22 protein-coding genes, 1 tRNA gene and 1 pseudogene are annotated in these 23,202 nt (G+C 72.2%); 11 read left to right on the top strand and 13 right to left on the bottom strand.

All coding sequences use genetic code 11. The features are described from left to right. Nucleotides 1-57: 57 nt before the first annotated feature. The 4 genes from DRB96_RS06165 to DRB96_RS06180 all read right to left on the bottom strand — a co-directional run bounded on the left by DRB96_RS06165 (nt 58) and on the right by DRB96_RS06180 (nt 3,126). Nucleotides 58-891 (bottom strand): zinc ABC transporter substrate-binding protein, encoded by an 834-nt coding sequence (locus DRB96_RS06165; RefSeq protein WP_112447427.1) that lies wholly within the window; start codon nt 889-891, stop codon nt 58-60. Then, entirely contained in the window at nt 846-1,724 is an 879-nt protein-coding gene (locus DRB96_RS06170; RefSeq protein WP_112447428.1) for a metal ABC transporter permease, read from the bottom strand. The genes DRB96_RS06165 and DRB96_RS06170 overlap by 46 nt, the downstream gene beginning before the upstream one ends. Further along, complete coding sequence (locus DRB96_RS06175) at nt 1,721-2,344, bottom strand: ABC transporter ATP-binding protein (RefSeq protein WP_112447429.1); 624 nt, start codon at nt 2,342-2,344, stop codon at nt 1,721-1,723. Before DRB96_RS06175 ends, DRB96_RS06170 begins: the two co-directional genes overlap by 4 nt. A 107-nt stretch (nt 2,345-2,451) precedes the next feature. Further along, entirely contained in the window at nt 2,452-3,126 is a 675-nt protein-coding gene (locus tag DRB96_RS06180; RefSeq protein WP_112447430.1) for a DUF998 domain-containing protein, read from the bottom strand. Between the two features lie 178 nt (nt 3,127-3,304). Here DRB96_RS06180 and DRB96_RS06185 point away from each other — a divergent pair, with 178 nt between their 5' ends. Both DRB96_RS06185 and DRB96_RS46215 read left to right on the top strand, forming a co-directional pair. Further along, complete coding sequence (locus DRB96_RS06185) at nt 3,305-3,628, top strand: YciI family protein (RefSeq protein ID WP_112447432.1); 324 nt, start codon at nt 3,305-3,307, stop codon at nt 3,626-3,628. A 126-nt stretch (nt 3,629-3,754) separates the two neighbouring features. Then, the gene (locus tag DRB96_RS46215) at nt 3,755-5,779 is read left to right on the top strand and encodes an RNA polymerase sigma factor (RefSeq protein ID WP_112447434.1); all 2,025 of its coding nucleotides are present in this window, start codon (nt 3,755-3,757) and stop codon (nt 5,777-5,779) included. Between the two features lie 48 nt (nt 5,780-5,827). Here the strand turns inward: DRB96_RS46215 and DRB96_RS06195 are convergent. The 4 genes and pseudogenes from DRB96_RS06195 to DRB96_RS06210 form a co-directional block, all read right to left on the bottom strand. Further along, nucleotides 5,828-7,258 (bottom strand): annotated as a pseudogene (locus tag DRB96_RS06195) (SulP family inorganic anion transporter); the annotation flags it as partial. 210 nt (nt 7,259-7,468) lie between these two features. After that, nucleotides 7,469-7,542, bottom strand: a tRNA-Pro gene (locus tag DRB96_RS06200). A 39-nt stretch (nt 7,543-7,581) separates the two neighbouring features. Then, entirely contained in the window at nt 7,582-8,271 is a 690-nt protein-coding gene (locus DRB96_RS06205; protein ID WP_112447436.1) for a Pr6Pr family membrane protein, read from the bottom strand. A gap of 31 nt (nt 8,272-8,302) precedes the next feature. Further along, the gene (locus tag DRB96_RS06210) at nt 8,303-9,241 is read right to left on the bottom strand and encodes a metallophosphoesterase (RefSeq protein ID WP_112447438.1); all 939 of its coding nucleotides are present in this window, start codon (nt 9,239-9,241) and stop codon (nt 8,303-8,305) included. Between the two features lie 79 nt (nt 9,242-9,320). On the opposite strand from DRB96_RS06210, the gene DRB96_RS06215 reads away from it, so the two are divergent. After that, on the top strand, nt 9,321-9,782 hold the full coding sequence (locus tag DRB96_RS06215) for a GatB/YqeY domain-containing protein (protein ID WP_112447440.1): 462 nt from the start codon (nt 9,321-9,323) through the stop codon (nt 9,780-9,782). A gap of 150 nt (nt 9,783-9,932) precedes the next feature. Here DRB96_RS06215 and DRB96_RS06220 read toward each other — a convergent pair whose 3' ends face one another. Beyond that, entirely contained in the window at nt 9,933-12,212 is a 2,280-nt protein-coding gene (locus DRB96_RS06220) for a transglycosylase domain-containing protein (RefSeq protein WP_112447442.1), read from the bottom strand. Between the two features lie 385 nt (nt 12,213-12,597). Here DRB96_RS06220 and DRB96_RS06230 point away from each other — a divergent pair, with 385 nt between their 5' ends. Beyond that, a complete protein-coding gene (locus DRB96_RS06230) occupies nt 12,598-12,948 on the top strand; it encodes a WhiB family transcriptional regulator (RefSeq protein WP_204357996.1) in 351 nt (116 codons plus the stop codon). A gap of 58 nt (nt 12,949-13,006) precedes the next feature. Here DRB96_RS06230 and DRB96_RS06235 read toward each other — a convergent pair whose 3' ends face one another. Both DRB96_RS06235 and DRB96_RS06240 read right to left on the bottom strand, forming a co-directional pair. Further along, nucleotides 13,007-14,308, bottom strand: a complete 1,302-nt coding sequence (locus tag DRB96_RS06235) for an ArsA family ATPase (protein ID WP_112447446.1) — start codon at nt 14,306-14,308, stop codon at nt 13,007-13,009. After that, entirely contained in the window at nt 14,305-15,285 is a 981-nt protein-coding gene (locus DRB96_RS06240; RefSeq protein WP_112447448.1) for an ArsA-related P-loop ATPase, read from the bottom strand. Before DRB96_RS06240 ends, DRB96_RS06235 begins: the two co-directional genes overlap by 4 nt. A 76-nt stretch (nt 15,286-15,361) precedes the next feature. Here DRB96_RS06240 and DRB96_RS06245 point away from each other — a divergent pair, with 76 nt between their 5' ends. From DRB96_RS06245 to DRB96_RS06260, 4 genes are all read left to right on the top strand, one after another. Further along, nucleotides 15,362-15,526: a DUF4177 domain-containing protein gene (locus tag DRB96_RS06245; protein WP_112447450.1), complete on the top strand. Its 165-nt coding sequence runs from the start codon at nt 15,362-15,364 to the stop codon at nt 15,524-15,526. Continuing rightward, nucleotides 15,523-15,993, top strand: a complete 471-nt coding sequence (locus tag DRB96_RS06250) for a RidA family protein (protein ID WP_112447452.1) — start codon at nt 15,523-15,525, stop codon at nt 15,991-15,993. The genes DRB96_RS06245 and DRB96_RS06250 overlap by 4 nt, the downstream gene beginning before the upstream one ends. Nucleotides 15,994-16,294: 301 nt before the next feature. Further along, complete coding sequence (locus tag DRB96_RS06255; RefSeq protein ID WP_112447454.1) at nt 16,295-17,230, top strand: NUDIX hydrolase; 936 nt, start codon at nt 16,295-16,297, stop codon at nt 17,228-17,230. Then, nucleotides 17,227-18,072 carry an MBL fold metallo-hydrolase gene (locus tag DRB96_RS06260; RefSeq protein ID WP_112447456.1) on the top strand — a complete coding sequence of 282 codons (846 nt, stop codon included), beginning with the start codon at nt 17,227-17,229 and terminating at the stop codon, nt 18,070-18,072. The genes DRB96_RS06255 and DRB96_RS06260 overlap by 4 nt, the downstream gene beginning before the upstream one ends. Before the next feature lie 10 nt (nt 18,073-18,082). Here the strand turns inward: DRB96_RS06260 and DRB96_RS06265 are convergent, their stop codons facing one another. Further along, nucleotides 18,083-18,922, bottom strand: a complete 840-nt coding sequence (locus DRB96_RS06265; RefSeq protein WP_112447458.1) for a nucleotidyltransferase domain-containing protein — start codon at nt 18,920-18,922, stop codon at nt 18,083-18,085. A gap of 142 nt (nt 18,923-19,064) precedes the next feature. Next, nucleotides 19,065-19,739 (bottom strand): Crp/Fnr family transcriptional regulator, encoded by a 675-nt coding sequence (locus DRB96_RS06270; protein ID WP_003981529.1) that lies wholly within the window; start codon nt 19,737-19,739, stop codon nt 19,065-19,067. A 397-nt stretch (nt 19,740-20,136) separates the two neighbouring features. On the opposite strand from DRB96_RS06270, the gene nth reads away from it, so the two are divergent. The 3 genes from nth (at nt 20,137) to DRB96_RS06285 (ending at nt 23,096) form a co-directional block, all read left to right on the top strand. Continuing rightward, nucleotides 20,137-20,937 carry an endonuclease III gene (nth, locus tag DRB96_RS06275; protein WP_112447460.1) on the top strand — a complete coding sequence of 267 codons (801 nt, stop codon included), beginning with the start codon at nt 20,137-20,139 and terminating at the stop codon, nt 20,935-20,937. 85 nt (nt 20,938-21,022) lie between these two features. Further along, the gene (locus DRB96_RS06280; RefSeq protein WP_239516036.1) at nt 21,023-21,880 is read left to right on the top strand and encodes a CoA pyrophosphatase; all 858 of its coding nucleotides are present in this window, start codon (nt 21,023-21,025) and stop codon (nt 21,878-21,880) included. Between the two features lie 13 nt (nt 21,881-21,893). After that, nucleotides 21,894-23,096, top strand: coding sequence for a MarP family serine protease (locus DRB96_RS06285; protein ID WP_112447462.1), 1,203 nt, complete (start codon nt 21,894-21,896; stop codon nt 23,094-23,096). Nucleotides 23,097-23,202 lie beyond the last annotated feature (106 nt).

Here is a 23,202-nt window from a genome sequence, read left to right on the forward strand (position 1 = left end):
AGGGGCGGCGCGGTCCGTTCCGGACCGCGCCGCCCCTGTCTGCCTGCCCGTCCGCCGTCAGGAGGCCGGAGCGCCCATGGCCTTCTTCAACTCGGCGGCCGCGTTGCGGTAGACGGGCAGCAGGTCGAGGTCCTTGCCCGGATAGTTGACGATCTTCACCTGCTTCGCGCCCGAGTCGGGCAGGACGGTCCCCGTCGACATGTGCGCGTTGTCCAGGACCAGCGCCGGCTTCTTCGCGGACAGTTCGGCCAGCTGTACCGGGGTGACCGCCTCGGGGCCGTAGGTGCCGACCGGGGTGGCGCCGGCCAGCTTCGCGGACCAGGTCGTGAAGACCTGGCTCACCACCGCCGGGCTCTTCCCGCCGGGCCACGAGGCCTGGACCTCCTTGGAGACCCGGCCGTACTCGGTGTCGAAGTCGGCCGTCCACTTCGCGGCGGCGGCCTCGGTGCCGAACAGCTTGCCCAGCCGGGCGACTTCGGCCTTGACCTTGTCGGCGTCGTTGTCGAGGTTCACCTCGACCAGCTCGGCCTTCGAGCCGGCGGCCTCCTTGATCTTCGCGGCGTACGGCTCGAACGGCGCGTACAGCACGAAGTCCGCCTTGCCGACGGCGGCGAGGTCGGAGGGCTTGGGGTCGTAGTCCGGCGCGTGGTGCACCGACTGCGGCACGATCACCTTGACGTCCTCGGCGCCGGCGGCCTTGGCGAAGGCGCCCTCCCAGGTGGTGGTCACGACGACGACGGGCTTGCCGCCCTTGGGGGCGTCGGCACCGGCACCGGCGCCGACGCTCTTGCCGTCGCTGTCTCCGCAGCCGGTCACCAGGGCCAGTGCCAGGCCCAGGGCCGTGCTCAGTGCGAGGAGGGAAGTGCCGCGGACGCGGATTGCGGGCGCCATGAGCTGATTCTCCGTTCGGGAACGAGATGGACCGCGAGGACGAGGATCCCCGCGGTGAGGACGAGGACCGGACCGGGAGGCCAGTCCAGCCGGAGGGCGATGAGGAAGCCGGTCAGGTTCACGAAGACGCCGATCGCGACCGCCCACACCGTGATCGACCTCAGCGAAGTGCCCAGCCGGCGCGCGGCCAGGGCGGGCAGCAGGGTCAGCGCGTCGACGAGCAGGGCGCCGGTCAGCTTGATGGCCCCGGCCACCGCGACCGCGACGAGCACCAGCAGGACGGCGGTCAGCGCCCGCACCGGGACGCCCGAACACTGCGCGAGCTCCCGGTCGTAGAGCAGCAGCGCCACATCGCGCCGCCGCCACCAGAAAAGCCCCGGTACGAGGACGGCCAGCAGCCCCAGCACCACGAGATCGGCGGTGCCGACGGACAGGATCGACCCCCACAACAGGGCGAAGGCGCCGGAGGCGTTCACCCCCGAGACCGCCAGGATCAGCAGCGCGGCGGCGATCGCGAGGCTCATCAGCAGCCCCATCGCCCCGGACAGCCCGTCCGGCGTCCGGGCCAGCGGTGCGACGCCCGCTCCGGCCAGGGCGCACGCGACCAGCGCGCACAGCATGGGGTCGAGCCCCGTGAGCAGGCCGACGGCGATGCCCAGCAGCGCGACGTGCATCATCGCGAACCGCACCGGCATGATGTCCAGCCCGACGATGACCACGCCGACCACCGGCAGCCCGACGGCGGCCAGCAGCAGGGCGAAGCCCGCGCGCTGCACGGCGGCCAGCTGCAGCAGGGTGCCGAGGTCGGCGCCGGCGGCCAGGGTGGTGCTCACCGGACCTCCCGCAGCCGGCCGGCGGCCATCTCCAGTACGCGGTCGCAGCGTTCGGCGAGCGCCCGGTCGTGCGTGACGACGACGAGGGTCACGGGCAGCGCGGTCAGTACGTCGGCCGCCTCGTCCTGTCCGGCGAAGTCGAGGGCGGCGGTGGGCTCGTCGGCGAGCAGCACCCCGGCCCCGGCCGCCACGCAGCCGATGGCCCGGGCCAGGTACATCCGCTGCAACTGCCCGCCGGACAGGGTGTGCAGCGCCCGCCCGGTCAGCGGCCCCACACCGAGGCGGTCCGCGGCCTCGGCGGCCGCGCGGGGGTCACCGCTGCTGGCGAGCAGCTCGCCGCCCAGGAGGGGGAAGCGGCCGCCGGCGGGCTTCTGCGGGATCCACGCGCAGGCCCGCCGCCGCCAGGCCGCGTCGGTGCGCCGGCCGCCGACCAGGATCGAGCCGGTGACCTGCCGGTGCAGCCCGAGTACGGCGCGCAGCAGCGTGGTCTTGCCCGAGCCGTTGGTCCCGGTCAGGGCGACGCGCTCACCGGCCGCGATCTCCAGGTCGACGCCGGCCACGGCCTCGACCCGCCCGTGGCGGCACCCCACCCCTTCCATGCGCACGTCCAGCCCGCCCATCCCACAGCCCTCCGCTTCCGCTTCCACCGGCGTCATGTCACGCACGCAGGTAGTCGCGGAAGGGAGGGCCGGGGTTCCGGCGGTACGGGATCTTTTCCCGGCGGGGCTCAGAGGCCGCGGCGGCAGCGTGCGGCGACCGTGGTGATCCAGGCCATGGCGGTGATCACGCCGACGGCCAGGGTCAGGGTGCCGGCCTTGCCGCCGCTCATCGCCCAGCCGTTGCCGATCAGCAGCGCGGTGCCGGCGACGCGGGAGGCGATGGCGCGGCCGCGGTCCCCGGCGCGGCTGAAGTGGCGGCCCAGGACGTAGCAGGCGGCGATCAGCGCGGTGAAGGTGACCGACCCGGCGGCGAAGTGGGCGTAGCTGTGCCAGCTGAGCGTGGCGGGCATCCCGTAGGGGGTGCCGACGGGGAAGCCGTCGGCCGGGTCCATCACGAAGGCTCCCGCGGCGATCATGCCGAGACCGCTGATCCGCACCAGGCGCGGCGCCCAGACACCGCCGGGCGTTCCGCGCAGGGCCCGGCGCAGGCCGGTGGCCCCGATGGCGGCCAGGGCCCCGGCGAGCACGAAGTTGGTGATCTGGAGCCAGCCGAGCGAGCCGTTGCTCAGCGCGCTGAGCGGGTGGCGGGTGATGTCGTAACCCTGGCGGGTGGCGGCCTGGGTCAGGGACACGACCACCCACAGGGGCTGCGCCACGACCGCGAGGGCGAGCAGTGCGCGGGTGGAGGCGGCGGCGGTTTCGGTGCCGGCGGCGGGGGCGGTGGGGATCTGGACGGCGGTCATGGTGACTCTCCCTCGGGCTTCGTCGTGCGGGGTTCTCGCTGACACGTCGATCCGGCGATGTGACAGGGAATGGATCCGTTCCCTGTCACATGGGGCTGTTCGACGTAGGGGCAGAAGCACGGCAGCCCCGAAGAGCCCCGAAGAGCAACGAAGAGCCACGAAGAGAAGAGAGAGACCCATGCGCTACCTGATGACGACCAAGCCCACCGACGCCGCCCCCGACGAGAAGCTGTTCGCGGAGATGGGCAGGTTCATCGAGGAGCTGACGGCGTCCGGTGTCCTGCTGGCCACCGGCGGCCTGGAGCCGGGCGGCGTCCGGCTGACCTCGGTCGGCGACGAGATCACGGTCATGGACGGCCCGTTCGCCGAGGCCAAGGAGGCCGTGGCCGGCTTCGCGCTGGTCGAGGTCCGCTCCAAGGAGGAGGCCGTCGAGCTGGCCCGCCGCTTCCGCAGGATCGTCGGCGACGGCGAGAGCGTGATTCAGCAGGTCTACGGCGCCTGACGGGCTCCGGATGGGGCCCGGACCGGCCCCTGACCGGCCCCGGACGGGGCTCCTGACCCCGAGGACCATCCGCCCGCCCGGCCCGCCGGCTTGCCGGCGAGCCGGGCGGATGGTGTCATCGGGCCTGTGCCGGATGCCCATCGCACGATCGACGCGGTCTGGAAACTGGAGTCGGCCAAGATCATCGCCGGCCTCACGCGCATGGTCCGCGACGTGGGCCTCGCCGAGGAACTGGCCCAGGACGCCCTCGTCGCCGCACTCGAGCAGTGGCCCTCCTCGGGCGTCCCGGACAACCCCGGGGCCTGGCTGACGGCCATCGCCAAGCGCCGCGCCGTGGACCACATCCGGCGCTCCGAGCTGCGGACGCGCAAACAGGAGGAGCTGGGCCACGAGCTGGTCAGGTCCCAGGAAGCCTCCCGGAACTCCTCCCGGAACCCCTCCGACGACCCCGACGAGGACCCCGAACAGGACGACGTCCTGCGGCTGATGCTCATCTCCTGCCACCCCGTGCTGCCGGCCGAGTCCCGGGCCGCACTGACGCTCCGGCTGCTCGGCGGCCTGACGGCCGAGGAGATCGCGCGGGCCTTCCTCTCCACCGCGCCGGTGATCACCCAGCGCATCGCCGGGGCCAAGCGGACGCTGGCCGAGGAGCGCGTGCCGTTCGAGCTGCCGGCCGGCGCCGAGCTCGCCGAGCGCCTCGCCTCGGTCCTGGACGTCATCTACCTGATCTTCAACGAGGGTTACTCCGCCACCACGGGCGACGACCTGATGCGCCCGGGCCTCTGTCTGGAAGCCCTCCGGCTGGGCCGGCTGCTGGCCGAGCTGGCGCCGCGGGAGGCCGAGGTGCACGGGCTGGTCGCGCTGATGGAGATCCAGGCGTCCCGCTCGGCCGCGCGCACCGGACCCTCGGGCGAGCCCGTCCAACTGCACGAGCAGAACCGCGGGCGCTGGGACCAGCTGCTCATCCGCCGCGGCTTCACCGCGATGCTGCGCGCCCGGGAACTCGGCGCGCCGCCCGGCCCGTACGTCCTGCAGGCGGCCATCGCCGTCTGCCACGCCCAGGCACGCACCAGCGAGGACACCGACTGGGAGCAGATCGCCACCCTGTACGGGGCGTTGGCCCGGCTGCTCCCCACGGCGGTCGTGCAGCTCAACCGGGCGGTGGCGCTCGGCATGGCGTACGGGCCCCGGGCCGGGCTCGATCTCGTCGACTCCCTGCTCACGGATCCCGCGCTGCGCGACTACCACCTCCTGCCCAGCGTCAGGGGCGACCTGCTGTCCCGCCTGGACCGGCACGGCGAGGCACGCCTGGAGTTCCAGCGGGCGGCCGCCCTCACCAGGAACGCCGCCGAGCGGGCCTTCCTGAACCGGCGTGCGCAGGAGAGCGCCGCCAAGGTTGCCGCCGAGGGCGCCGCCACCGGCCCTCCGGGGCCCACCCTCGGCGAGAGCGCCCGGACCTTCCTGGCCCGCGGCGACCTCGACGCCGCGACGGTCCGCTCCTACGGGCAGACCCTGCGCCGCCTGCGCCTGGCCCTCGGCGACCAGCTGCCGCTCGCGTCCCTGACGGCCGGCCAGGTGACCCGGGTCTTCGGGGCGGCGTGGGGCGGGGCCGCGGCCACCACCTGGAACCGGCACCGGTCGGCGGTCCGCTCCTTCTGCGCCCGGGCCGGCCTGGACGACCTCGCGGCGGGGCTGGAGCGCCGCGCCGAGACCCGCCCCCGGGCGCGCCCGCTGGACCCGGCGGAAATCGAAGCCCTGTGGTCCGACCCGGACCTGCCGCTGCGCGAACGGACGCTGTGGCGGCTCCTCCACGAGTCCGCGTCCGGGGCGAAGGCCGCCCTGTCACTGAACATCGAGGACCTGGACCTGGACGACCGCCGGGCCCGCACGGGCACCACCTGGCTGAACTGGCGTTCCGGGACCGCCCGGCTGCTGCCCGGGCTCCTGGCCGGCCGCACCCGCGGCCCCGTGTTCCTCTCCGACCGCCGCCCCGGCCCGGCCCGCACCCCCGAACCGGCCGACCTGTGCCCGGACACGGGCCGTCGCCGCCTGTCCTACGAGCGGGCCGAACACCTCTTCAAGACGGCCACCGCACCCCTGGACCCGACTCACCGCGGCTACACCCTCCGCCAACTCAAACCCGCGCGCTGACCCACCCGCTGACCCGCGCGCTGACCCGCTGCTTCGGGGCGGGGCTCCTCAGCCCCCGGCGGCGAGCTCGCCGCTGAGCGTCCGGTGCAGGCGGGCACTGGGTCCGTTCAGACCGGTGATCTCCACGCTCTTGCCGCGCTGGGCGTACCGGTGCTCGATCGCGTCGAGCGCGGCCACGGAGGAGGCGTCCCAGATGTGGGCGGCGGAGAGGTCGATGACCACCCTGCCGGGGTCGCCGGCGTAGTCGAACTGCTCCACCAGGTCGTTGGAGGAGGCGAAGAACAGCTCGCCGGTCACGCAGTAGACGACCTGGCCGCCGTCCGGATCGAGGACGGAGGTGACGTTCGCCAGGTGCGCGACCCGCTTCGCGAAGATCACCATCGCGGTCACGGAGCCCACCACGACGCCCACGGCCAGGTTGTGGCTGAGGACCACGCACACGACGGTGACGGCCATGACGACGATCTCACCGGCAGGCATCCGCTTCAGCGTCTTCGGCGCGATCGAGTGCCAGTCGAAGGTCGCGAAGCAGACCATGACCATGACGGCGACGAGGGCCGCCATGGGAATGTCGGAGACCACCGGCCCGAAGACGATGCACAGCACCATGAGGAACGCACCGGCGAGAAAGGTCGACAGCCGCGTCCGGGCGCCCGACACCTTCACGTTGATCATCGTCTGGCCGATCATCGCGCAGCCGCCCATGCCCCCGAAGAAGCCGGTGACGATGTTCGCGACACCCTGGCCGATGGACTCCCGCGTCTTCGAGGACCGGGTGTCGGTGATCTCGTCGACGAGCTTCGCCGTCATCAGCGACTCCATCAGCCCGACGAACGCCATGGCCAGCGCGTACGGGGCGATGAGCGCCAGCGTGTCCAGGGTGAACGGAACGTCCGGCAGACCGGGAACCGGCAGCGCGGACGGCAGCGCCCCCTTGTCGCCGACGGTGGGGACCGCGATGCCCGCGGCCACGGTGATCGCGGTGAGGGCGACGATGGACACGAGCGGGGCCGGGACCGCCTTCGTGGCCTTCGGGAAGAACACCATCAGCGCCAGCCCGGCCGCCAGCAGCGGATAGACGGCCCAGGGAACGCCGAGGAGTTCGGGGACCTGCGCCATGAAGACCAGGATGGCGAGGGAGTTGACGAAGCCGACCATCACCGAACGCGGGATGAACCGCATCAGCTTCGCCACGCCGAGCGCGCCCAGCACGATCTGGAAGACCCCGGCCATGATCACCGCCGCGACCAGGTAGCCCAGTCCGTGCTGCCGGTTCAGCGGCGCGATCACGAGGGCCACGGCGCCCGTGGCGGCGGAGATCATCGCCGGCCGCCCGCCGGTGAACGCGATCACGACGGCCATCGTGAACGAGGCGAACAGCCCGATCGCCGGATCCACACCGGCGATGATCGAGAACGAGATCGCCTCCGGGATCAGGGCGAGCGCCACGACCAGACCGGCGAGGACCTCGGTCCGGAAGGGGCCGCCTCGGGCACGGACCTCGGGTTCGGCGGACCCACCCGAACCGGCAGGCGGGTGAGCGGAGAAGACCCGAAGGGCGAGCTCGCTCAGGACGCCCGGGAGAAGCCGGCCAAGCCCTTCTCCCGGATCTCTCCCGGGCGATCTCCACACATGCAGGAAGGGCCTGACCCGCGATGCGGATCAAGCCCTTGACCTGGTCTTACGAAGTCGGGGTGGCGGGATTTGAACCCACGACCTCTTCGTCCCGAACGAAGCGCGCTGCCAAGCTGCGCTACACCCCGATGTCCACCCTTGCAGCGCTGCTGCCCTGGCGACATCGATTACTTTAGCGGACCCTCGGCCGGAGACGAAATCCGGTTTTCACGTGGCGGCCGGTGGCGGTCCGCCGCGACCAGGGCCAGGCCGAGCGCGTAGAAGCCGATGCCCAGGACCAGCGCGTTCAGGGCGACCCGGGCGTAGCCGTACTGGGCTACGTCGATGAAGGGGTACGTGTACCGGGCCGGGGCGCCGGGGTCGAGGAGGGCACCGCGGACCAGCGCGAAGACCACGTAGGCCAGCGGGTAGGCCAGCCACTGCGCGGCGTGGCGCGGGCGCAGGGTGCGCGGGGCGGTCAGGAAGAGGAAGTCCAGGACCGCGCATACGGGGGTGACCGTGTGGAGGAGCTGGTTGGCGACGGCCTTCGCCCCGGACAGTTCGTCCAGCTCCTCGACCACGTTGAAGGGGCTCGACGGGTTGGCCAGGACCAGGTGGAAGACCAGCCCGGTGACCAGGATGAAGAGGAGGACCCCGCCCCGCCAGAGCGGGCCGACGTCCGGCTCGCCCCGGTGGACGCGGACCGCGGAGAGGGCGAAGACCACCGCGACCAGGATGTTCGTCCAGATCGTGAAGAAGCTCAGCACCACGGGCATGCTGCCGTACGCGCACTCGATGACGAGGCCGGTCAAGGCCGCGGCCGCGATCAGCGCGCGGAAGACGACGGTCGGCAGGCGCCGGGCGGCGGGTGTGATCATCCTGTCAACGTACCCGGCGGCCCGGTCCGCGTTAGGCCTTCGGAGTCAGTGTCAGCAGTGTCGCTTCGGGCGGGCACGCGAACCGCACCGGGGTGAAGCGGTTGGTTCCGCAGCCCGCCGACACGTGGAGGTACGAGCGGTGCCCCTCCGCCTCGTGCGCCGAGAGGCCCTTCACCCGCTTCGTGTCCAGGTCGCAGTTGGTGACGAGCGCCCCGTAGAAGGGGATGCACAGCTGCCCGCCGTGCGTGTGGCCGGCCAGGATCAGCGGGTAGCGATCGGCGGTGAACGCTTCGAGGACCCGCAGGTACGGGGCGTGCACGACGGCCATCGAGAAGTCCGCGTCCTCCTCCGGCCCGCCCGCGACCTTCTCGTACCGGTCGCGCTTGATGTGCGGGTCGTCCAGTCCCGTGAAGGCCAGCTCGAGCCCGTCGAGCTTGAGCCGGGCACGGGTGTTGGTGAGGTTCAGCCAGCCGGCCGCGTCGAAGGCGTCCCGCATCCCCTCCCACGGGTTGTGGACGGCGCCGACGACCGGCGCGTTGCCGTTCAGCCCGTGCCGGCCCTGGGTCTTCTCCAGCAGGTAGCGCCCGGGGTTGCGCAGCCGGGGGCCGTAGTAGTCGTTCGACCCGAAGACGTACACGCCGGGGAAGGACATCAGCGGGCCGAGCGCGTCGAGCACCTCCGGCACGCCCTCCGTGTCGGAGAGGTTGTCGCCCGTGTTCACGACGAGGTCGGGGCGCAGCCCGGCCAGCGACTGCAGCCAGGCCCGCTTCTTGCGCTGCCCGCCGACCATGTGGATGTCCGACACCTGCAGGACGCGCAGCGGGCGCATCCCCTGCGGGAGCACGGGCACCGTGACCCGCCGCAGGCGGAAGGACCGGGCTTCGAAGCCGGCGGCATAGGCCAGACCGGCGGCTCCCGCCGCGGCGATGCCGGCGGTGACCTTCAGGGGTACTCCGTAACGCGCACGCATGCCCTCATGTTCGCAGACCCGGCGGGCCCACCCGGAAACGGACGGGCGCCGAAGGCTCCGTACCTGGCAGACTCAGGTCATGACCACGCTCAAGGCCAAGCTCCAGGAAGACCTCACCACCGCCATCCGCGCGCGGAACGAGCTGCACTCGTCCACGCTGCGCCTGACCCTCTCCGCCATCACCAACCAGGAGGTCGCGGGCAAGGAAGCCCGTGTGCTCTCCGACGAGGAAGTCCTCAAGGTGATCGCCAAGGAGGCGAAGAAGCGCCGTGAGGCGGCGGACGCCTTCGCGCAGGGTGGCCGTCCCGAGCAGGCCGCGCGCGAGACCGCCGAGGGCGAGTTCCTCGACACCTACCTCCCCAAGCAACTGAGCGACGACGAGATCGACGCGATCGTGGCGCAGGCCGTCGAGGAGGCCAAGGCGACGGGCGCCGAGGGGCCGCGGGCCATGGGCGCCGTGATGAAGATCGTGAACCCGAAGGTCGCCGGGCTGGCGGAGGGCGGGCGCGTCGCCGCCGCGGTCAAGAAGCACCTGCTCTGACCGACGGCAGCACGCAGCAGCACGTCGCAGTACGCCGCAGCACGCCGCAGCACGCCGCAGTACTCGGCAGTACGCGAAGGGCAAGGGGAGAGGGCCTCCACCGGATCGATCCGGTGGAGGCCCTCTCCCTTTGTCGGTGCGCGCCGCCGCTCAGTCGCGGCCGCCGATGATGCCCGGGGGGAGGGTGATCCCGCCGAGCGGGTCGTCGGTGCCGCCCGTGCTGCCGCCCGGGGTCCCGCCCGTGGCCCCGGCGGTCTGCTGGCCGCCCGGCTGCCCGTCGCCGGGCTTGCCGTCGCGGCCCGGCTTGCCGGGCTTGTTGGGCTTGCCCGTGGTGGGCTTGCCGCCCGCGGCCGGGCTCGGGGTGTCGGGGATGTTCACCGTGGTGAAGCCCGGCGCCTCGCGGCCCGAGAGCGCGCCCGAGACCGCCTGCTTCCAGATCGGGCCGGGCAGCCCGCCGCCGAAGACCTTGTCGTAGTACCGGCCGCCGATGGTGATGTTCTCCATCGACACCTGCTTCGCACCGCCGGAACCGACCCAGGTCGCGCCGGACATGTTCGGGGTGTAGCCGACGAACCAGGCGTTGTAGCGGCTGTCGGTCGTACCGGTCTTGCCCGCGCTCTGCCGGTCGGTCAGACCCGACTGCTGGCCCGTACCGGAGTCGACCACGCCGAGCAGCAGCGTGTTGATGGTGTCGGCGGTCCGCTCCGACATCGCGCGGTCGCACTTGGACTTCGGCACCGTGAGCGCCTTGCCGTGCGAGTCGGTGATCGACTCGATGGCGACCGGGGTGCAGTACACGCCGCGGTTGGCGAAGGTGGCGTAGGCGTTGGCCATGGTCAGCGGGGACATGCCCTCACTGCCCAGCGCGATGGCCGGGACCTCGGGGAGCTTGGCGCCGTTGGCCGGGATCACGCCGAGCTTGGTGGTCATGTCGGTGACGGGGCACAGGCCCACCTCGGAGATCATCTCCACGAAGTAGGTGTTGACCGACTTGGCCATCGCCTCCTTCATCCCGTACGGGCCGACCTCGGACTCGGTCTCGTTCTCCACCCGGGCCTTGGGGCTGCCCGTGTTGACCCAGGGCTTGTCGCCGCAGGTCTGCACCGGGCTCGGGTAGTCCATGTCGTACGGGGCCTGGTACATCTTCGTCGGCGGCAGACCGCGCTCGATGGCGGCGGCCGCGACGAACGACTTGAAGGTGGAGCCGGTCGGGAAGCCGAAGTTCGAGCCGCCCATCTTCTTGTCCACCGAGAAGTTGATCTGGGTCTCGTTCTTGCCGAAGCCGTACGGCTTGGACTGGCCCATCGCCAGGACCCGGCCGGTGCCGGGCTGCACGAGGGTGACGGCCGTCGCGACCTTGTCGTCCTGGTCGACGTGGTCCTTGATGGACTCGTTGACCGAATCCTGCGACTGCGGGTCCAGGGTCGTGCGGACCGTGAGGCCGCCCTGGTTCCACACCTTCGCCCGCTCCTCGCGCGTCTTGCCGAAGGCGGCGTCGTCGAGGAAGGTGTTGCGCACGTAGTCGCAGTAGAAGCCGGCGCCCTTGACGGCGGTGATGCAGCCGTTCTTGGGCTTGGTCACCTTCAGGGTGACCGGCTTGGCCTTCGCGGCGTCCGCCTCGGCCTGTGAGATGTCCTTCGTGTCGGCCATGCGCTGCAGGACCACGTTGCGGCGCTTCATCGCCTCCTGCGAGTCGTTCACCGGGTCGAACCGGCTCGGCGACTGCACGACGCCCGCCAGCAGCGCCGACTCCTCCAGGGTCAGGTCCTTGGCCGGCTTGCTGAAGTAGCGCTGGGCCGCGGATTCGATTCCGTAGGCCTGCTGCCCGAAGTAGGTGATGTTGAGGTAGTTCTCGAGGATCTTCTTCTTCCCGAGCTCCTCCTCGACCTGGATCGAGTACTTCAGCTCGCGGATCTTGCGCCCGAGGCTCTTCTCCTGGGCCTCGCGCACCTTCGTCTCGTCGTCGCCGGCCTCCTCGACGAACACGTTCTTCACGTACTGCTGCGTCAGCGTCGAGGCGCCCTGCGCCGCGCCGCCCTCCTGGGCATTGCGGTTGACCGCGCGCAGGATGCCCTTGAGGTCGATCGCGCCGTGCTCGTAGAAACGAGAATCCTCGATCGCGACGATCGCCTTCTGCATGTACGGGGAGATGGCCGTGAGGGGGACCACCTGCCGGTCGCGTGAATAGACCGTGGCGATCAAGCCACCCTCGGAGTCCAGAATCGTGGTGCGCTGACTCAGCGGCGGCGTCTTGAGATTGGCCGGGATCTCATCGAACCCTTCGACCGTTCCCTTGGCCGCGAGACCCAGGGCGCCTGCGCCCGGGATCGCGATGCCCGCGAGTACAACTCCGGCGAGAACGGACACACCGAGGAACTTGGCGGCCTGCTGGGGCCCCGTGGCCCCGCCGCCCGAGCGCTTCTTTCCCATGAGGGCAGCCTACGTTCTCATTCGCCGGACACACGCGAATGCCTTGGCCTAAGCTGTCCTCAACTGTCACAGCAGTGCGGTGGGACATCAACCCCTCGGCTTGTTTTTCACCCTTCCCGAATGGGGTGGACGCATGTCCGAATCTCGCCTCCTGTGATCAGGTCGCCCCGCCGATTTCACCCAAATCGCCGGAATGGTCGGGCATGTCGCAGGATCACTCCGTCGGGTGATCTGCCGCTTACCCATAGTCCGTTCGGACCATTCAAGTGTGGGCCCGTCGGGGGTGTTGCACTGTGCCCGCCTTCCGTAACGTCCTCAACTGGCAGCGGTGAATATGCCGCTGCCGCCGTGGGGGAGCCTCGATTCGGGAGAGGACGGCGCCGGGATGGGCTGGGTTACCGACTGGAGTGCGCAGGCAGCCTGCCGCACTACCGATCCGGATGAACTGTTCGTTCAAGGAGCGGCACAGAACAGGGCCAAGGCGGTGTGCACCGGATGTCCGGTGCGGACCGAGTGCCTGGCCGACGCGCTCGACAATCGTGTCGAGTTCGGCGTGTGGGGCGGAATGACCGAGCGGGAACGACGTGCGCTGCTGCGCCGGCGTCCCACCGTCACCTCGTGGCGGCGACTGCTCGAAACCGCCCGCACGGAGTACGAGCGCAGTACAGGCATCCTCACCGTGGATGTCGACGAGGAGATCGACGTTCCGTACGAGAGGTACGCGGCCGCCGGGTAGACCACCCGAGCCATCCCGCGTACGGACCGCCCCCGAACCGGGGGCCTCGTACGGACGCCTACGCTCCGGCCGGCACCCCGGCCGCGAGTCGCTCTCCGATGGCCCGCAGCCCGGCGAGGTCGTGCACATCGCCGGGCAGGGCGGCCACTTCGGCTACCGCCACCTCGGGGTGCAGCGAGGTGAAGCGGTCCCGCGTGCGCCGTTCGCGCGCGATCACCTGCATGCGCTCCGCGTGCAGGCGCAGCAGGCCCGCCGTGATCTCGTCCACGTCGGCTTCGGAGCCGACGTCCGCGTCGGTCTCGGCGTGCGCGTCGGTGTCGTTGTGCGCGTCGCCTTCGGCGTCGAAATCGGTGTCGGGAGAGTCACGAAGTCCAGCTTTCCCGGACTCCTGATCGACAATGCCGCCTTCTTCAAGATTCTCCGCCGCCGCCAACGCCCGCTCCGCGGACAGCTGGTCGGCGCCGCTGCCGTGCACCCGGTTCAGTACGAGCCCGGCCAGCGGCATCTTCTCCGCGGCCAGCCGCTCCACGAAGTACGCCGCCTCGCGCAGGGCGTCCGCCTCGGGCGACGCCACCACGAGGAAGGCCGTACCGGGAGCCTGCAGCAGCTGGAACGTCGCGTCGGCGCGCGTGCGGAAGCCGCCGAACATGGTGTCCATGGCGGCCACGAAGGTCTGCACGTCCTTCAGCAGCGAGGCGCCCATCAGCTTGCTCAGCGTGCCCGTCATCATCGACATGCCGACATTGAGGAACTTCATCCCCGCCCGGCCGCCGACCTTCGCCGGAGCCATCAGCACCCGGATGAACTTCCCGTCCAGGAAGGACCCCAGGCGCCCCGGAGCGTCCAGGAAGTCCAGCGCGGACCGGCTCGGCGGGGTGTCCACGATGATCAGGTCCCAGTCGTCCCGGGACCGCAGCTGTCCCAGCTTCTCCATCGCCATGTACTCCTGCGTGCCCGCGAAGCCGGCCGACAGGGACTGGTAGAAGGGGTTGGCGAGGATGGCCTGCGCGCGCTCCGGATCCGAGTGCCCCTCGACGATCTCGTCGAAGGTCCGCTTCATGTCGAGCATCATGGCGTGCAGTTCACCGCCGTCGCCCGACACCCCGGTGACCTTGCGCGGGGTGTTGTCGAGCGAGTCGATCCCCATCGACTGGGCCAGCCTGCGCGCCGGGTCGATGGTCAGGACGACCACCCTGCGCCCGCGCTCCGCCGCCCGCACCCCGAGCGCCGCCGCCGTCGTGGTCTTGCCGACCCCGCCCGCCCCGCAGCACACGATGATCCGGGTCCGCGGGTCGTCCAGCAGCCGGTCCACGGCCAGCCTCGGCGGCGTCCCCATGTTCGCGTTCATGGCCTCGCTCATTCCTCGCCCACCTGCTTGCGCAGCTCCGCGGCGAGCCCGTAGAGCCCGGCCAGGTCCATTCCCGCGCCGAGCAGGGGGAGTTCGTACGCCGGCACGTCCAGCTCCTCCAGTACGGCGCGCTGGGCGCGCTCCAGCTCCACCCGGCTCGCGTGCTCCACCGCCTGCAAGAGCAGCGGGTCCACCAGCCGTTCGGCCAGACCGCCGCGCCGGGCGCCGCCGAGGCCGGCCCGGGACAGCGCCTTGGCCACGTCGGAGCGGTGCTCCCCGGCGGCGGCGCGCAGGGCGTCCTCGTCGAGGTGGTGCGGCCGGACCATGTTGACGACGACCCGCCCCACCGGCAGGCCCGCCGCCCGCAGTTCGGCGATCCCGTCGGCGGTCTCCTGCACGGGCATCTCCTCCAGCAGGGTGACCAGGTGCACGGCCGTCTCGGGGGACTTGAGCACCTTCATGACGGCCTGCGCCTGGTTGTGGATGGGCCCGAACCGGGCCAGGCCCGCCACCTCGTCGTTGACGTTCAGGAAGCGGGTGATCCGCCCGGTCGGCGGAGCGTCCATGATCACGTGGTCGTAGACGAACCGGCCGGCCTTGTCCTTGCGGCGCACCGCCTCGCAGGCCTTGCCCGTCAGCAGCACGTCCCGCAGCCCCGGCGCGATGGTCGTCGCGAAATCGATGGCGCCGAGCTTCTTGAGGGCGCGCCCGGCCGAGCCGAGCTTGTAGAACATCTGGAGGTAGTCGAGCAGCGCCCGCTCCGCGTCGATGGCGAGCGCGAAGACCTCGCCGCCGCCCGAGGCCACGGCGATCTTCCGCTCCTCGTACGGGAGCGCCTCCGCGCCGAAGAGCTGCGCGAGCCCCTGCCTGCCCTCGACCTCCACCAGAAGTGTCCGCCTGCCCTCGCGTGCGAGGGCGAGCGCGAGTGCGGCGGCGACCGTGGTCTTGCCGGTGCCGCCCTTGCCGCTGACCACCTGGAGCCTGCTCACAGGGCCCGAGCCTAATTCCTCCGGGGTGGCGGCGGTGGTGCCGGGGGGCCGCACGGCAGGCACTACCCTCGCTCCCATGACCAAGAAGTTCGAATACGCGACCGTCCCGCTGCTGGTCCACGCCACCAAGCAGATCCTTGACACCTGGGGCGAAGACGGCTGGGAGCTCGTCCAGGTCGTACCCGGGCCGAACAACCCCGAGCAGCTCGTGGCCTACCTGAAGAGGGAGAAGGCGGCATGAGCGGTGTCGTCGAGGCGAAGCTGGCCGAGCTCGGCCTGACTCTGCCCGAGGTCGTCCCGCCGCTGGCCACGTACCAGCCGGCCGTCCGCTCCGGCGCGTACGTGTACACCGCGGGCCAGCTCCCGATGGTCCGCGGCAGCCTGCCGGTCACCGGCAAGGTCGGCGCCGAGGTCTCGGCGGAGCAGGCCAAGGAACTGGCCGCGACCTGCGCGCTCAACGCGCTGGCCGCGGTGAAGTCCGTCGTCGGCGACCTCGACAAGATCGCGCGTGTCGTGAAGGTTGTCGGCTTCATCGCCTCGGCACCCGACTTCACCGCCCAGCCGGGCGTGTTGAACGGCGCGAGCGAGCTGCTGGGCGCCGTCCTCGGCGACAAGGGCGTCCACGCCCGCAGCGCGGTCGGCGTGGCGGTGCTCCCGCTCGACGCCCCGGTGGAGATCGAGATCCAGGTCGAACTCCTCCCTTCCTGACGCACCCCTCGCACCCCTCGGCCCTGGCGGGCCTCCCGGGCTTCGGCCCGCTGCGCCGGACTCCGTCCGTCGGCCCGCCGGGGCCCCTGCGTTCGGCGACGCCGCGGCCAGATCCAGCCCCGCCAGGGGGCACCTCCCAGCGGTAGCCGGGGGAGTTCGAGGCGCGGGGTCCGGGGCGGAGCCCCAGAAGGCCGGGCGCAGCCCGCACCCGGGCTTCCGCAGCCCCGCTCCGCACGCGGACCACCGCACCCCGCAGCGGGTGACCCTCGAACATCGGGCCGGATGGCCGTAGCATCCCGCCATGCCGAATGGTCAGCATGGTCAGCAGCCCGAGCCGCAGCCCGAGCCCCCCGCCGGAGGCCAGTGGTACCCGCCGGAGTGGCCCGACCGCATCCGCGCGCTCAACGAGGGCGCCCTCGTCCCGGTCCCGCCCAAGCGCGCCGCCACCGTCATGCTGCTGCGGGACGGCGAGAGCGGCCCCGCCGTCCACATGCTCCGCCGCCGCGCCTCCATGGCCTTCGCAGGCGGCGCGTACGCCTATCCCGGCGGCGGCGTCGACCCCCGCGACGCGGACCTCGGCATCGGCTGGGCCGGCCCGAGCCGCCGCGACTGGGCCGACCGGATGGGCACCGACCCCGCCACCGCCCAGGCGATCGTCTGCGGAGCCGTCCGCGAGACCTTCGAGGAGGCCGGGGTCCTGCTCGCCGGCGAGTCCGCGGGCACCGTCGTGGGCGACACCACCGGCGACGACTGGGAGGCTGCCCGCGCGGCCCTCGTCGCCCGCGAGCTGTCCTTCGCCGAGTTCCTCGACCGCCGGGGCCTGGTCCTGCGCTCCGACCTGCTCGGCGCGTGGGCCCGCTGGATCACCCCGGAGTTCGAGCCGCGCCGCTACGACACCTGGTTCTTCGTGGCGGCCCTCCCGGCCGGCCAGCGCACCCGCAACGCCTCCACCGAGGCCGACCGCACGGTCTGGATCCGCCCCGCCGACGCCGCCGCAGGCTATGACAAGGGCGAGCTGCTGATGATGCCGCCCACCATCACCACCCTGCGCTCCCTGGAGCCGTACGCGAGCGCCGCCGACGCGCTGGCCGCGGCCCCCGGGCAGGACCTGACCGCCGTCCTGGCCCGGGCCGCCTTCGAGGGCGACGAGCTCGTGCTGAGCTGGCCGGGCCACGACGAGTTCACCAAGCGCGTCACCCTCTCCGGCCGCGCGCCCCGTGGAGGTGACCCCGCATGACCGATGCCGCCGCCCTGCCCGGCCAGCCCCGCGGAACGGTCGTCTCCGGGCGCGCCACCGCCCGCGCGGTCAACATCCTGGCCCCGAACGCCTCCCCGATGACCCTCGACGGCACCAACACCTGGCTCGTCTCCGAGCCCGGCTCGGACCTGGCCGTCGTCATCGACCCCGGCCCGCTGGACGACGTACACCTGCGGGCGGTCGTCACCGCCGCCGAGGAGGCCGGCAAGCGGGTCGCGCTCACGCTCCTCACCCACGGCCACCCCGACCACGCGGAGGGCGCCTCCCGCTTCGCCGAGCTGACCCGTACGAAGGTCCGCGCCCTCGACCCCGCCGTGCGCCTCGGTGACGAGGGCCTGGCCGCCGGGGACGTCATCCGCACCGGCGGACTGGAGCTGCGCGTGGTCCCGACCCCCGGGCACACCGCCGACTCGCTCTGCTTCCACCTGCCGGCCGACCGCGCGGTCCTGACCGGCGACACGATCCTGGGGCGCGGCACCACCGTCGTCGCGCACCCGGACGGGCGCCTGGGCGACTACCTGGACTCCCTGCGCCGGCTGCGCTCCCTGACGGTCGACGACGGGGTCCACACGGTGCTCCCGGGCCACGGGCCGGTCCTGGACGACGCGCAGGGCGCGGTCGAGTTCTACCTCGCCCACCGAGCCCACCGCCTCGCGCAGATCGAGACGGCCGTCGAGAACGGGCTGACCTCCCCCGAGGCGGTCGTCGCGCACGTCTACGCGGACGTGGACCGCTCGCTGTGGCCCGCGGCCGAATGGTCCGTACGGGCGCAGCTGGAGTACCTGCGGGACCACGGGCTGATCCCGGGGCGCTCCGAGTGACGGGGACCGCCTAGCCCGTGGCTTCGGCGGGGGCCTGGGCCGTGGCCCGGGCCCGGGCCGTCTTGGTCCCGTGCCGGGCCGTGTACTCATCGGCGAGCCACGGCCCGAGGTCCTCCACGTACCCGCGCAGGACGGCCGGGTCCGCCACCGGGTCCAGTGCGGCGGCCGCCGCGGCCCGCATCTGGGCGGCGCGGCCGGGGTAGTACCGCCCGAAGACCTCGGCGGACTCCGCGAGGTCGCTGGTCCAGCCGCCCCACCGGGGCATGACCAGGGTGAACCCGGTCCGCACCAGGTGCCGGGAGAAGCTCCTGCACAGCTTGCGGCACTCCTGCGGAGTGGCGGCCTCCTGGGCCCAGGCGCGCATCCGGGGCAGCAGCTCGGCCAGGTCTCCGTTGGTCTCGCGGGCGAGCAGGCTGTCGGGGCGGTAGCGGGGCAGGTGCTCGGCCAGGTCGGCGCCGAGCAGCGGGGTGCACAGGCAGGCGAGGAACCAGCCCAGGTCGAATCGTTCCTGCTCGCTCAGCAGCCGGTCCTTGCCGTACAGCAGGATGCCGACCCCGTCGATCTCCGCGAAGTCCTCGTCGAGGCCGCGCGCCAGCACCTCGGCGGTGTCGCGGTCCTCGTCCGAGGGCTCGTGCTGCAGGGCGATCAGCAGGTCCAGGTCGGAGCGCCCGGGCACGGCCGTCCCGCGCGGCACGGACCCGTACAGGTAGGCGCTGTGGAGCCGTCGCCCGTACGCCTCCGCGATCCGCTCCCGCACGGCGGCGACCAGCCCCCGGAACTCGGCCCGCACCTGCCCGAGCGAGCCTTCGCGCTCGAAGTACCCGTACGCGTCGAGGCCCCTGTGCTCCATGGGTCCACTGTGCCCCCATTTCCGGCCCCGCCGGCGTTCGAGGCGCGGGCGCGCGGGGGCGGAGCCCCCGGAACGGTGCCGCACGGACACGAAAAGGGGCCCCGCCCGACGGGCAGGACCCCTCAACCGGCTGGGACCGGCGTCAGCGAGACCGCTTCGCGAGCCGCTCCACGTCCAGCAGGATGACCGCGCGGGCCTCCAGGCGGAGCCATCCGCGGCCCGCGAAGTCGGCCAGGGCCTTGTTCACGGTCTCGCGCGAGGCGCCGACGAGCTGCGCCAGCTCCTCCTGCGTGAGGTCGTGCACGACGTGGATGCCTTCCTCGGACTGCACGCCGAAGCGGCGCGACAGGTCGAGGAGGGCGCGGGCCACGCGGCCCGGTACGTCCGAGAAGACCAGGTCGGACATCTGGTCGTTGGTCTTGCGCAGGCGGCGGGCGACGGCGCGCAGCAGCGCGGTGGCCACCTCGGGCCGCGCGTTCAGCCAGGGCTGGAGGTCGCCGTGGCCCAGGCCCAGCAGCTTGACCTCGGTCAGCGCGGTGGCGGTGGCGGTGCGCGGGCCGGGGTCGAACAGCGACAGCTCGCCGATCAGCTCACCGGGGCCGAGGACGGCCAGCATGTTCTCGCGGCCGTCGGGGGAGGTGCGGTGCAGTTTCACCTTGCCCTCGGTGACGACATACAGCCGGTCACCGGGGTCGCCCTCGTGGAACAGCGCGTCACCGCGTGCGAGGGTCACCTCGCCCATGGAGGCGCGGAGCTCCGCGGCCTGCTCGTCATCGAGCGCCGCGAAGAGCGGGGCACGCCGCAGTACGTCGTCCACGAGTCTCTCTCCTATGTCGACCGGCCGGGGGATCGCTCCCCCATTTTGCCGGACGGCTCAAACAGTGCGATCAATCACGTTCATCACAAGGATGCCGGACGTACGGGTGTGCTGTGCGGCGAGAGGCCGATCGGGGTGGTGTTACCTGAGGTCCTGGGGAGGTGTCGGCGCTCCGCCCCGGACCGGCCCGGGGTCCAACAGGCCGGTGAGAGCACAGGCCAAGGGCTCCGGGGGAGTGACGGAGACCCGGAATTCAGCCGTGGGCGAACATGCCTCGACTTGGCCCCCTCCGGAGGGTTCACCCCCGCCTCAGGGCAAAACTTCGGCCAAGAAACCCCGGCGGGGCGGAGATCACGTCCGGCCACGGGCGGCGGGCTCCGCGGCGTAGCCTTCGGGGATGGCAGAGAGCAAGGTCAAGAAGGCCGGGGCGAAGCCGGAGAGCCACCTGGCGATGGTGCGGCGGGCGCGCAGGATCAACCGCGAGCTCGCGGAGGTCTACCCGTACGCCCACCCCGAGCTCGACTTCCGGAACTCCTTCGAGCTGCTGGTCGCCACCGTGCTGTCCGCGCAGACCACCGACCTTCGGGTGAACCAGACGACCCCGGCCCTCTTCGCGGCCTATCCGACCCCCGAGGACATGGCCGGAGCCGATCCCGAGGCGCTGGAGGAGATCATCCGGCCGACCGGGTTCTTCCGGGCGAAGGCCAAGTCCCTCCTCGGCCTCTCGCAGTCCCTGCGCGACAACTTCGGCGGCGAGGTCCCGGGCCGGATCGAGGACCTGGTGACGCTCCCCGGAGTCGGCCGCAAAACGGCCAACGTCGTCCTCGGCAACGCCTTCGGAGTCCCCGGGATCACGGTCGACACCCACTTCGGCCGGCTGGTGCGGCGCTGGAAGTGGACCGGGCAGGAGGACCCGGAGAAGGTCGAGGCGGAGATCTGCGCGATCTTCCCCAAGAGCGAGTGGACGATGCTCTCGCACCGCGTCGTCTTCCACGGCCGCCGGATCTGCCATGCGCGCAAGCCCGCCTGCGGCGCCTGCCCGATCGCCCCGCTCTGCCCGGCCTACGGGGAGGGCGAGACCGATCCGGAGAAGGCCGCGAAGCTCCTGAAGTACGAGAAGGGCGGCCAGCCCGGGCAGCGCCTGAGCCCGCCGCCGGACTACCCGGGCCTCCCGGCGAAGCCCGGGCCGGGCCAGTAGCCCGGGAAGCACCGCACCCGCAAGGAACGAATCGGTACCCGCCCCGCGTTTTGCGGTGCGTGGGGGAACACGGATAGGGGTGCCTATGAGTGAGGCCACGCAGAACCGCCGGGCGGACGCCACCGCCGTGCCCCGCGCCGCCGCCGCGCACGAGGCCCCGTACGACGCCCAGAGCGCCCACAGCGGCCACAGCGGCCACGACGCCCACAGCGGCCGCAGCGGCCACGACGCCCGCAGCGGCCACGGCGGCCACAGCGCCACGAGCGGCCGGCGCGGGAGCACGGCCCTGCGCACCCGCGGCCTGCCCGGCTGGCTCGACCCCGTCGTCGAGGCGGCCCGGACGGTGCGCCCCACCCAGCTCAGCCGCTTCCTGCCGCCCGAGGACGGCGGCGGCCGCCAGTCCGCCGTGCTGATCCTCTTCGGCGAGGGCCCCCGCGGCCCCGAGCTGCTGCTCATGGAGCGCGCCGGCAGCCTGCGTTCGCACCCCGGCCAGCCCTCCTTCCCCGGCGGCGCCCTCGACCCCGAGGACGGCGACCCGCACACCACCGGCCCGCTGCGCGCGGCGCTGCGCGAGGCCGAGGAGGAGACCGGGCTCGACCCGGCCGGGGTCCAGCTCTTCGGCGTGCTGCCCCGCCTCTACATCCCGGTCAGCGGCTTCGTCGTGACCCCGGTCCTGGGCTGGTGGCGCGCCCCCAGCCCGGTCGGCGTCGTCGACCCGGCCGAGACCGCCCGCGTCTTCACGGTGCCCGTGGCCGATCTCACGGACCCCGAGCACCGTGTCACCGTCGTGCACCCCGGAGGCTTCCAAGGACCGGCTTTCACCGTCGAGTCGGCCCTGGTCTGGGGTTTTACCGCCGGAGTGATCGACCGGATCCTGCATTTCGCCGGCTGGGAGCGCCCCTGGGACCGGTCCCGGGAAGTCCCGCTCGACTGGCGCGCATGAGACGGTGGCCCATGTGAACGTGCTGGACATCCTGTTGCTGCTCGCCGCCGTATGGTTCGCGATCGTCGGCTACCGCCAGGGGTTCGTCGTCGGCATCCTGTCGGTGATCGGCTTCCTCGGCGGTGGTCTCATCGCCGTGTCCCTGCTGCCCCTGATCTGGGACCGGGTCACCGACAACGGCACCCAGGTGTCCACCACGGTCGTGGTCGTCGCCGTGATCGTGATCATCATCTGTGCCTCGATCGGGCAGGCGCTGACGACCCATCTGGGCGGCAAGCTCCGGCGCCACATCACCTGGTCCCCGGCCCGCGCGCTCGACGCGACGGGCGGCGCCCTGGTGAACGTGGCCGCGATGCTGCTGGTGGCCTGGCTGATCGGGTCCATGGTCGCCGGCACGTCAATTCCCACGCTGGGCAAGGAGGTCCGCAACTCCAAGGTGCTCTTCGGCGTCTCGCGGGTCCTCCCCGCGCAGGCGAACACCTGGTTCACGGACTTCAGCTCCACCCTCGCCCGCAACGGCTTCCCGCAGGTCTTCAGCCCGTTCTCCAACGAGCCGATCACCGAGGTCAAGCCGCCCGACCCGCTGCTCGCGCGCAGCCCCGTGGCGGAGCAGGCCAAGCAGTCGATCGTGAAGGTCGTCGGTACCGCGCCCGCGTGCAGCAAGGTGCTGGAGGGCACCGGCTTCGTCTTCGCGCCGGGCAAGGTGATGACCAACGCCCACGTGGTCGGCGGGGTCGGCGAGCCGACCGTGCAGATCGGCGGCGAGGGCAAGCTGTACGACGGCAAGGTCGTGCTCTACGACTGGGAGCGGGACATCGCCGTCCTGGACGTGCCCAAGCTGAAGGCGCCCGCGCTGGAGTTCACGGACAAGGACGCGGCGAGCGGCGGCGACGCGATCGTCGCCGGCTTCCCGGAGAACGGCGCGTACGACGTCCGCTCGGCGCGCGTCCGCGGCCGCATCAACGCCAAGGGTCCGGACATCTACCACCGGGGGACCGTGCGACGGGACGTCTACTCCCTGTACGCGACGGTCCGCCAGGGCAACTCCGGCGGCCCGCTGCTGACGCCCGAAGGCAAGGTCTACGGGGTCGTCTTCGCGAAGTCCCTCGACGACCCCAACACCGGCTACGCCCTGACGGCGGACGAGATCCGCGACGACATCAGGATCGGGAAGACGGCCGACCGGCGGGTCGAGAGCCAGGGCTGCGCCCTCTGACGGATCCCGGCCCCGGACTCACCCCCGGGACCGGGCCCCGGTGGTGTCTACGTGCGCTGGTGCCGCAGCCGGGCCGAGACCCAGCGGGCCCGCCGGCGCAGGATGC

The organism is Streptomyces sp. ICC1 (assembly GCF_003287935.1).
GTDB classification, from domain to species: Bacteria; Actinomycetota; Actinomycetes; order Streptomycetales; family Streptomycetaceae; genus Streptomyces; species Streptomyces tritrimontium.

Bases quoted from the DNA above. Each gene is read 5' to 3' on its own strand.
- DRB96_RS06165 (WP_112447427.1), bottom strand. From the start codon at position 891: ATGGCGCCCGCAATCCGCGTCCGCGGCACTTCCCTCCTCGCACTGAGC.
- DRB96_RS06175 (WP_112447429.1), bottom strand. From the start codon at position 2,344: ATGGGCGGGCTGGACGTGCGCATGGAAGGGGTGGGGTGCCGCCACGGG.
- DRB96_RS06180 (WP_112447430.1), bottom strand. From the start codon at position 3,126: ATGACCGCCGTCCAGATCCCCACCGCCCCCGCCGCCGGCACCGAAACC.
- DRB96_RS06185 (WP_112447432.1), top strand. From the start codon at position 3,305: ATGCGCTACCTGATGACGACCAAGCCCACCGACGCCGCCCCCGACGAG.
- DRB96_RS06205 (WP_112447436.1), bottom strand. From the start codon at position 8,271: ATGATCACACCCGCCGCCCGGCGCCTGCCGACCGTCGTCTTCCGCGCG.
- DRB96_RS06210 (WP_112447438.1), bottom strand. From the start codon at position 9,241: ATGCGTGCGCGTTACGGAGTACCCCTGAAGGTCACCGCCGGCATCGCC.
- DRB96_RS06215 (WP_112447440.1), top strand. From the start codon at position 9,321: ATGACCACGCTCAAGGCCAAGCTCCAGGAAGACCTCACCACCGCCATC.
- DRB96_RS06220 (WP_112447442.1), bottom strand. From the start codon at position 12,212: ATGGGAAAGAAGCGCTCGGGCGGCGGGGCCACGGGGCCCCAGCAGGCC.
- DRB96_RS06230 (WP_204357996.1), top strand. From the start codon at position 12,598: ATGGGCTGGGTTACCGACTGGAGTGCGCAGGCAGCCTGCCGCACTACC.
- DRB96_RS06235 (WP_112447446.1), bottom strand. From the start codon at position 14,308: ATGAGCGAGGCCATGAACGCGAACATGGGGACGCCGCCGAGGCTGGCC.
- DRB96_RS06245 (WP_112447450.1), top strand. From the start codon at position 15,362: ATGACCAAGAAGTTCGAATACGCGACCGTCCCGCTGCTGGTCCACGCC.
- DRB96_RS06250 (WP_112447452.1), top strand. From the start codon at position 15,523: ATGAGCGGTGTCGTCGAGGCGAAGCTGGCCGAGCTCGGCCTGACTCTG.
- DRB96_RS06255 (WP_112447454.1), top strand. From the start codon at position 16,295: ATGCCGAATGGTCAGCATGGTCAGCAGCCCGAGCCGCAGCCCGAGCCC.
- DRB96_RS06260 (WP_112447456.1), top strand. From the start codon at position 17,227: ATGACCGATGCCGCCGCCCTGCCCGGCCAGCCCCGCGGAACGGTCGTC.
- DRB96_RS06265 (WP_112447458.1), bottom strand. From the start codon at position 18,922: ATGGAGCACAGGGGCCTCGACGCGTACGGGTACTTCGAGCGCGAAGGC.
- nth (WP_112447460.1), top strand. From the start codon at position 20,137: ATGGCAGAGAGCAAGGTCAAGAAGGCCGGGGCGAAGCCGGAGAGCCAC.
- DRB96_RS06280 (WP_239516036.1), top strand. From the start codon at position 21,023: ATGAGTGAGGCCACGCAGAACCGCCGGGCGGACGCCACCGCCGTGCCC.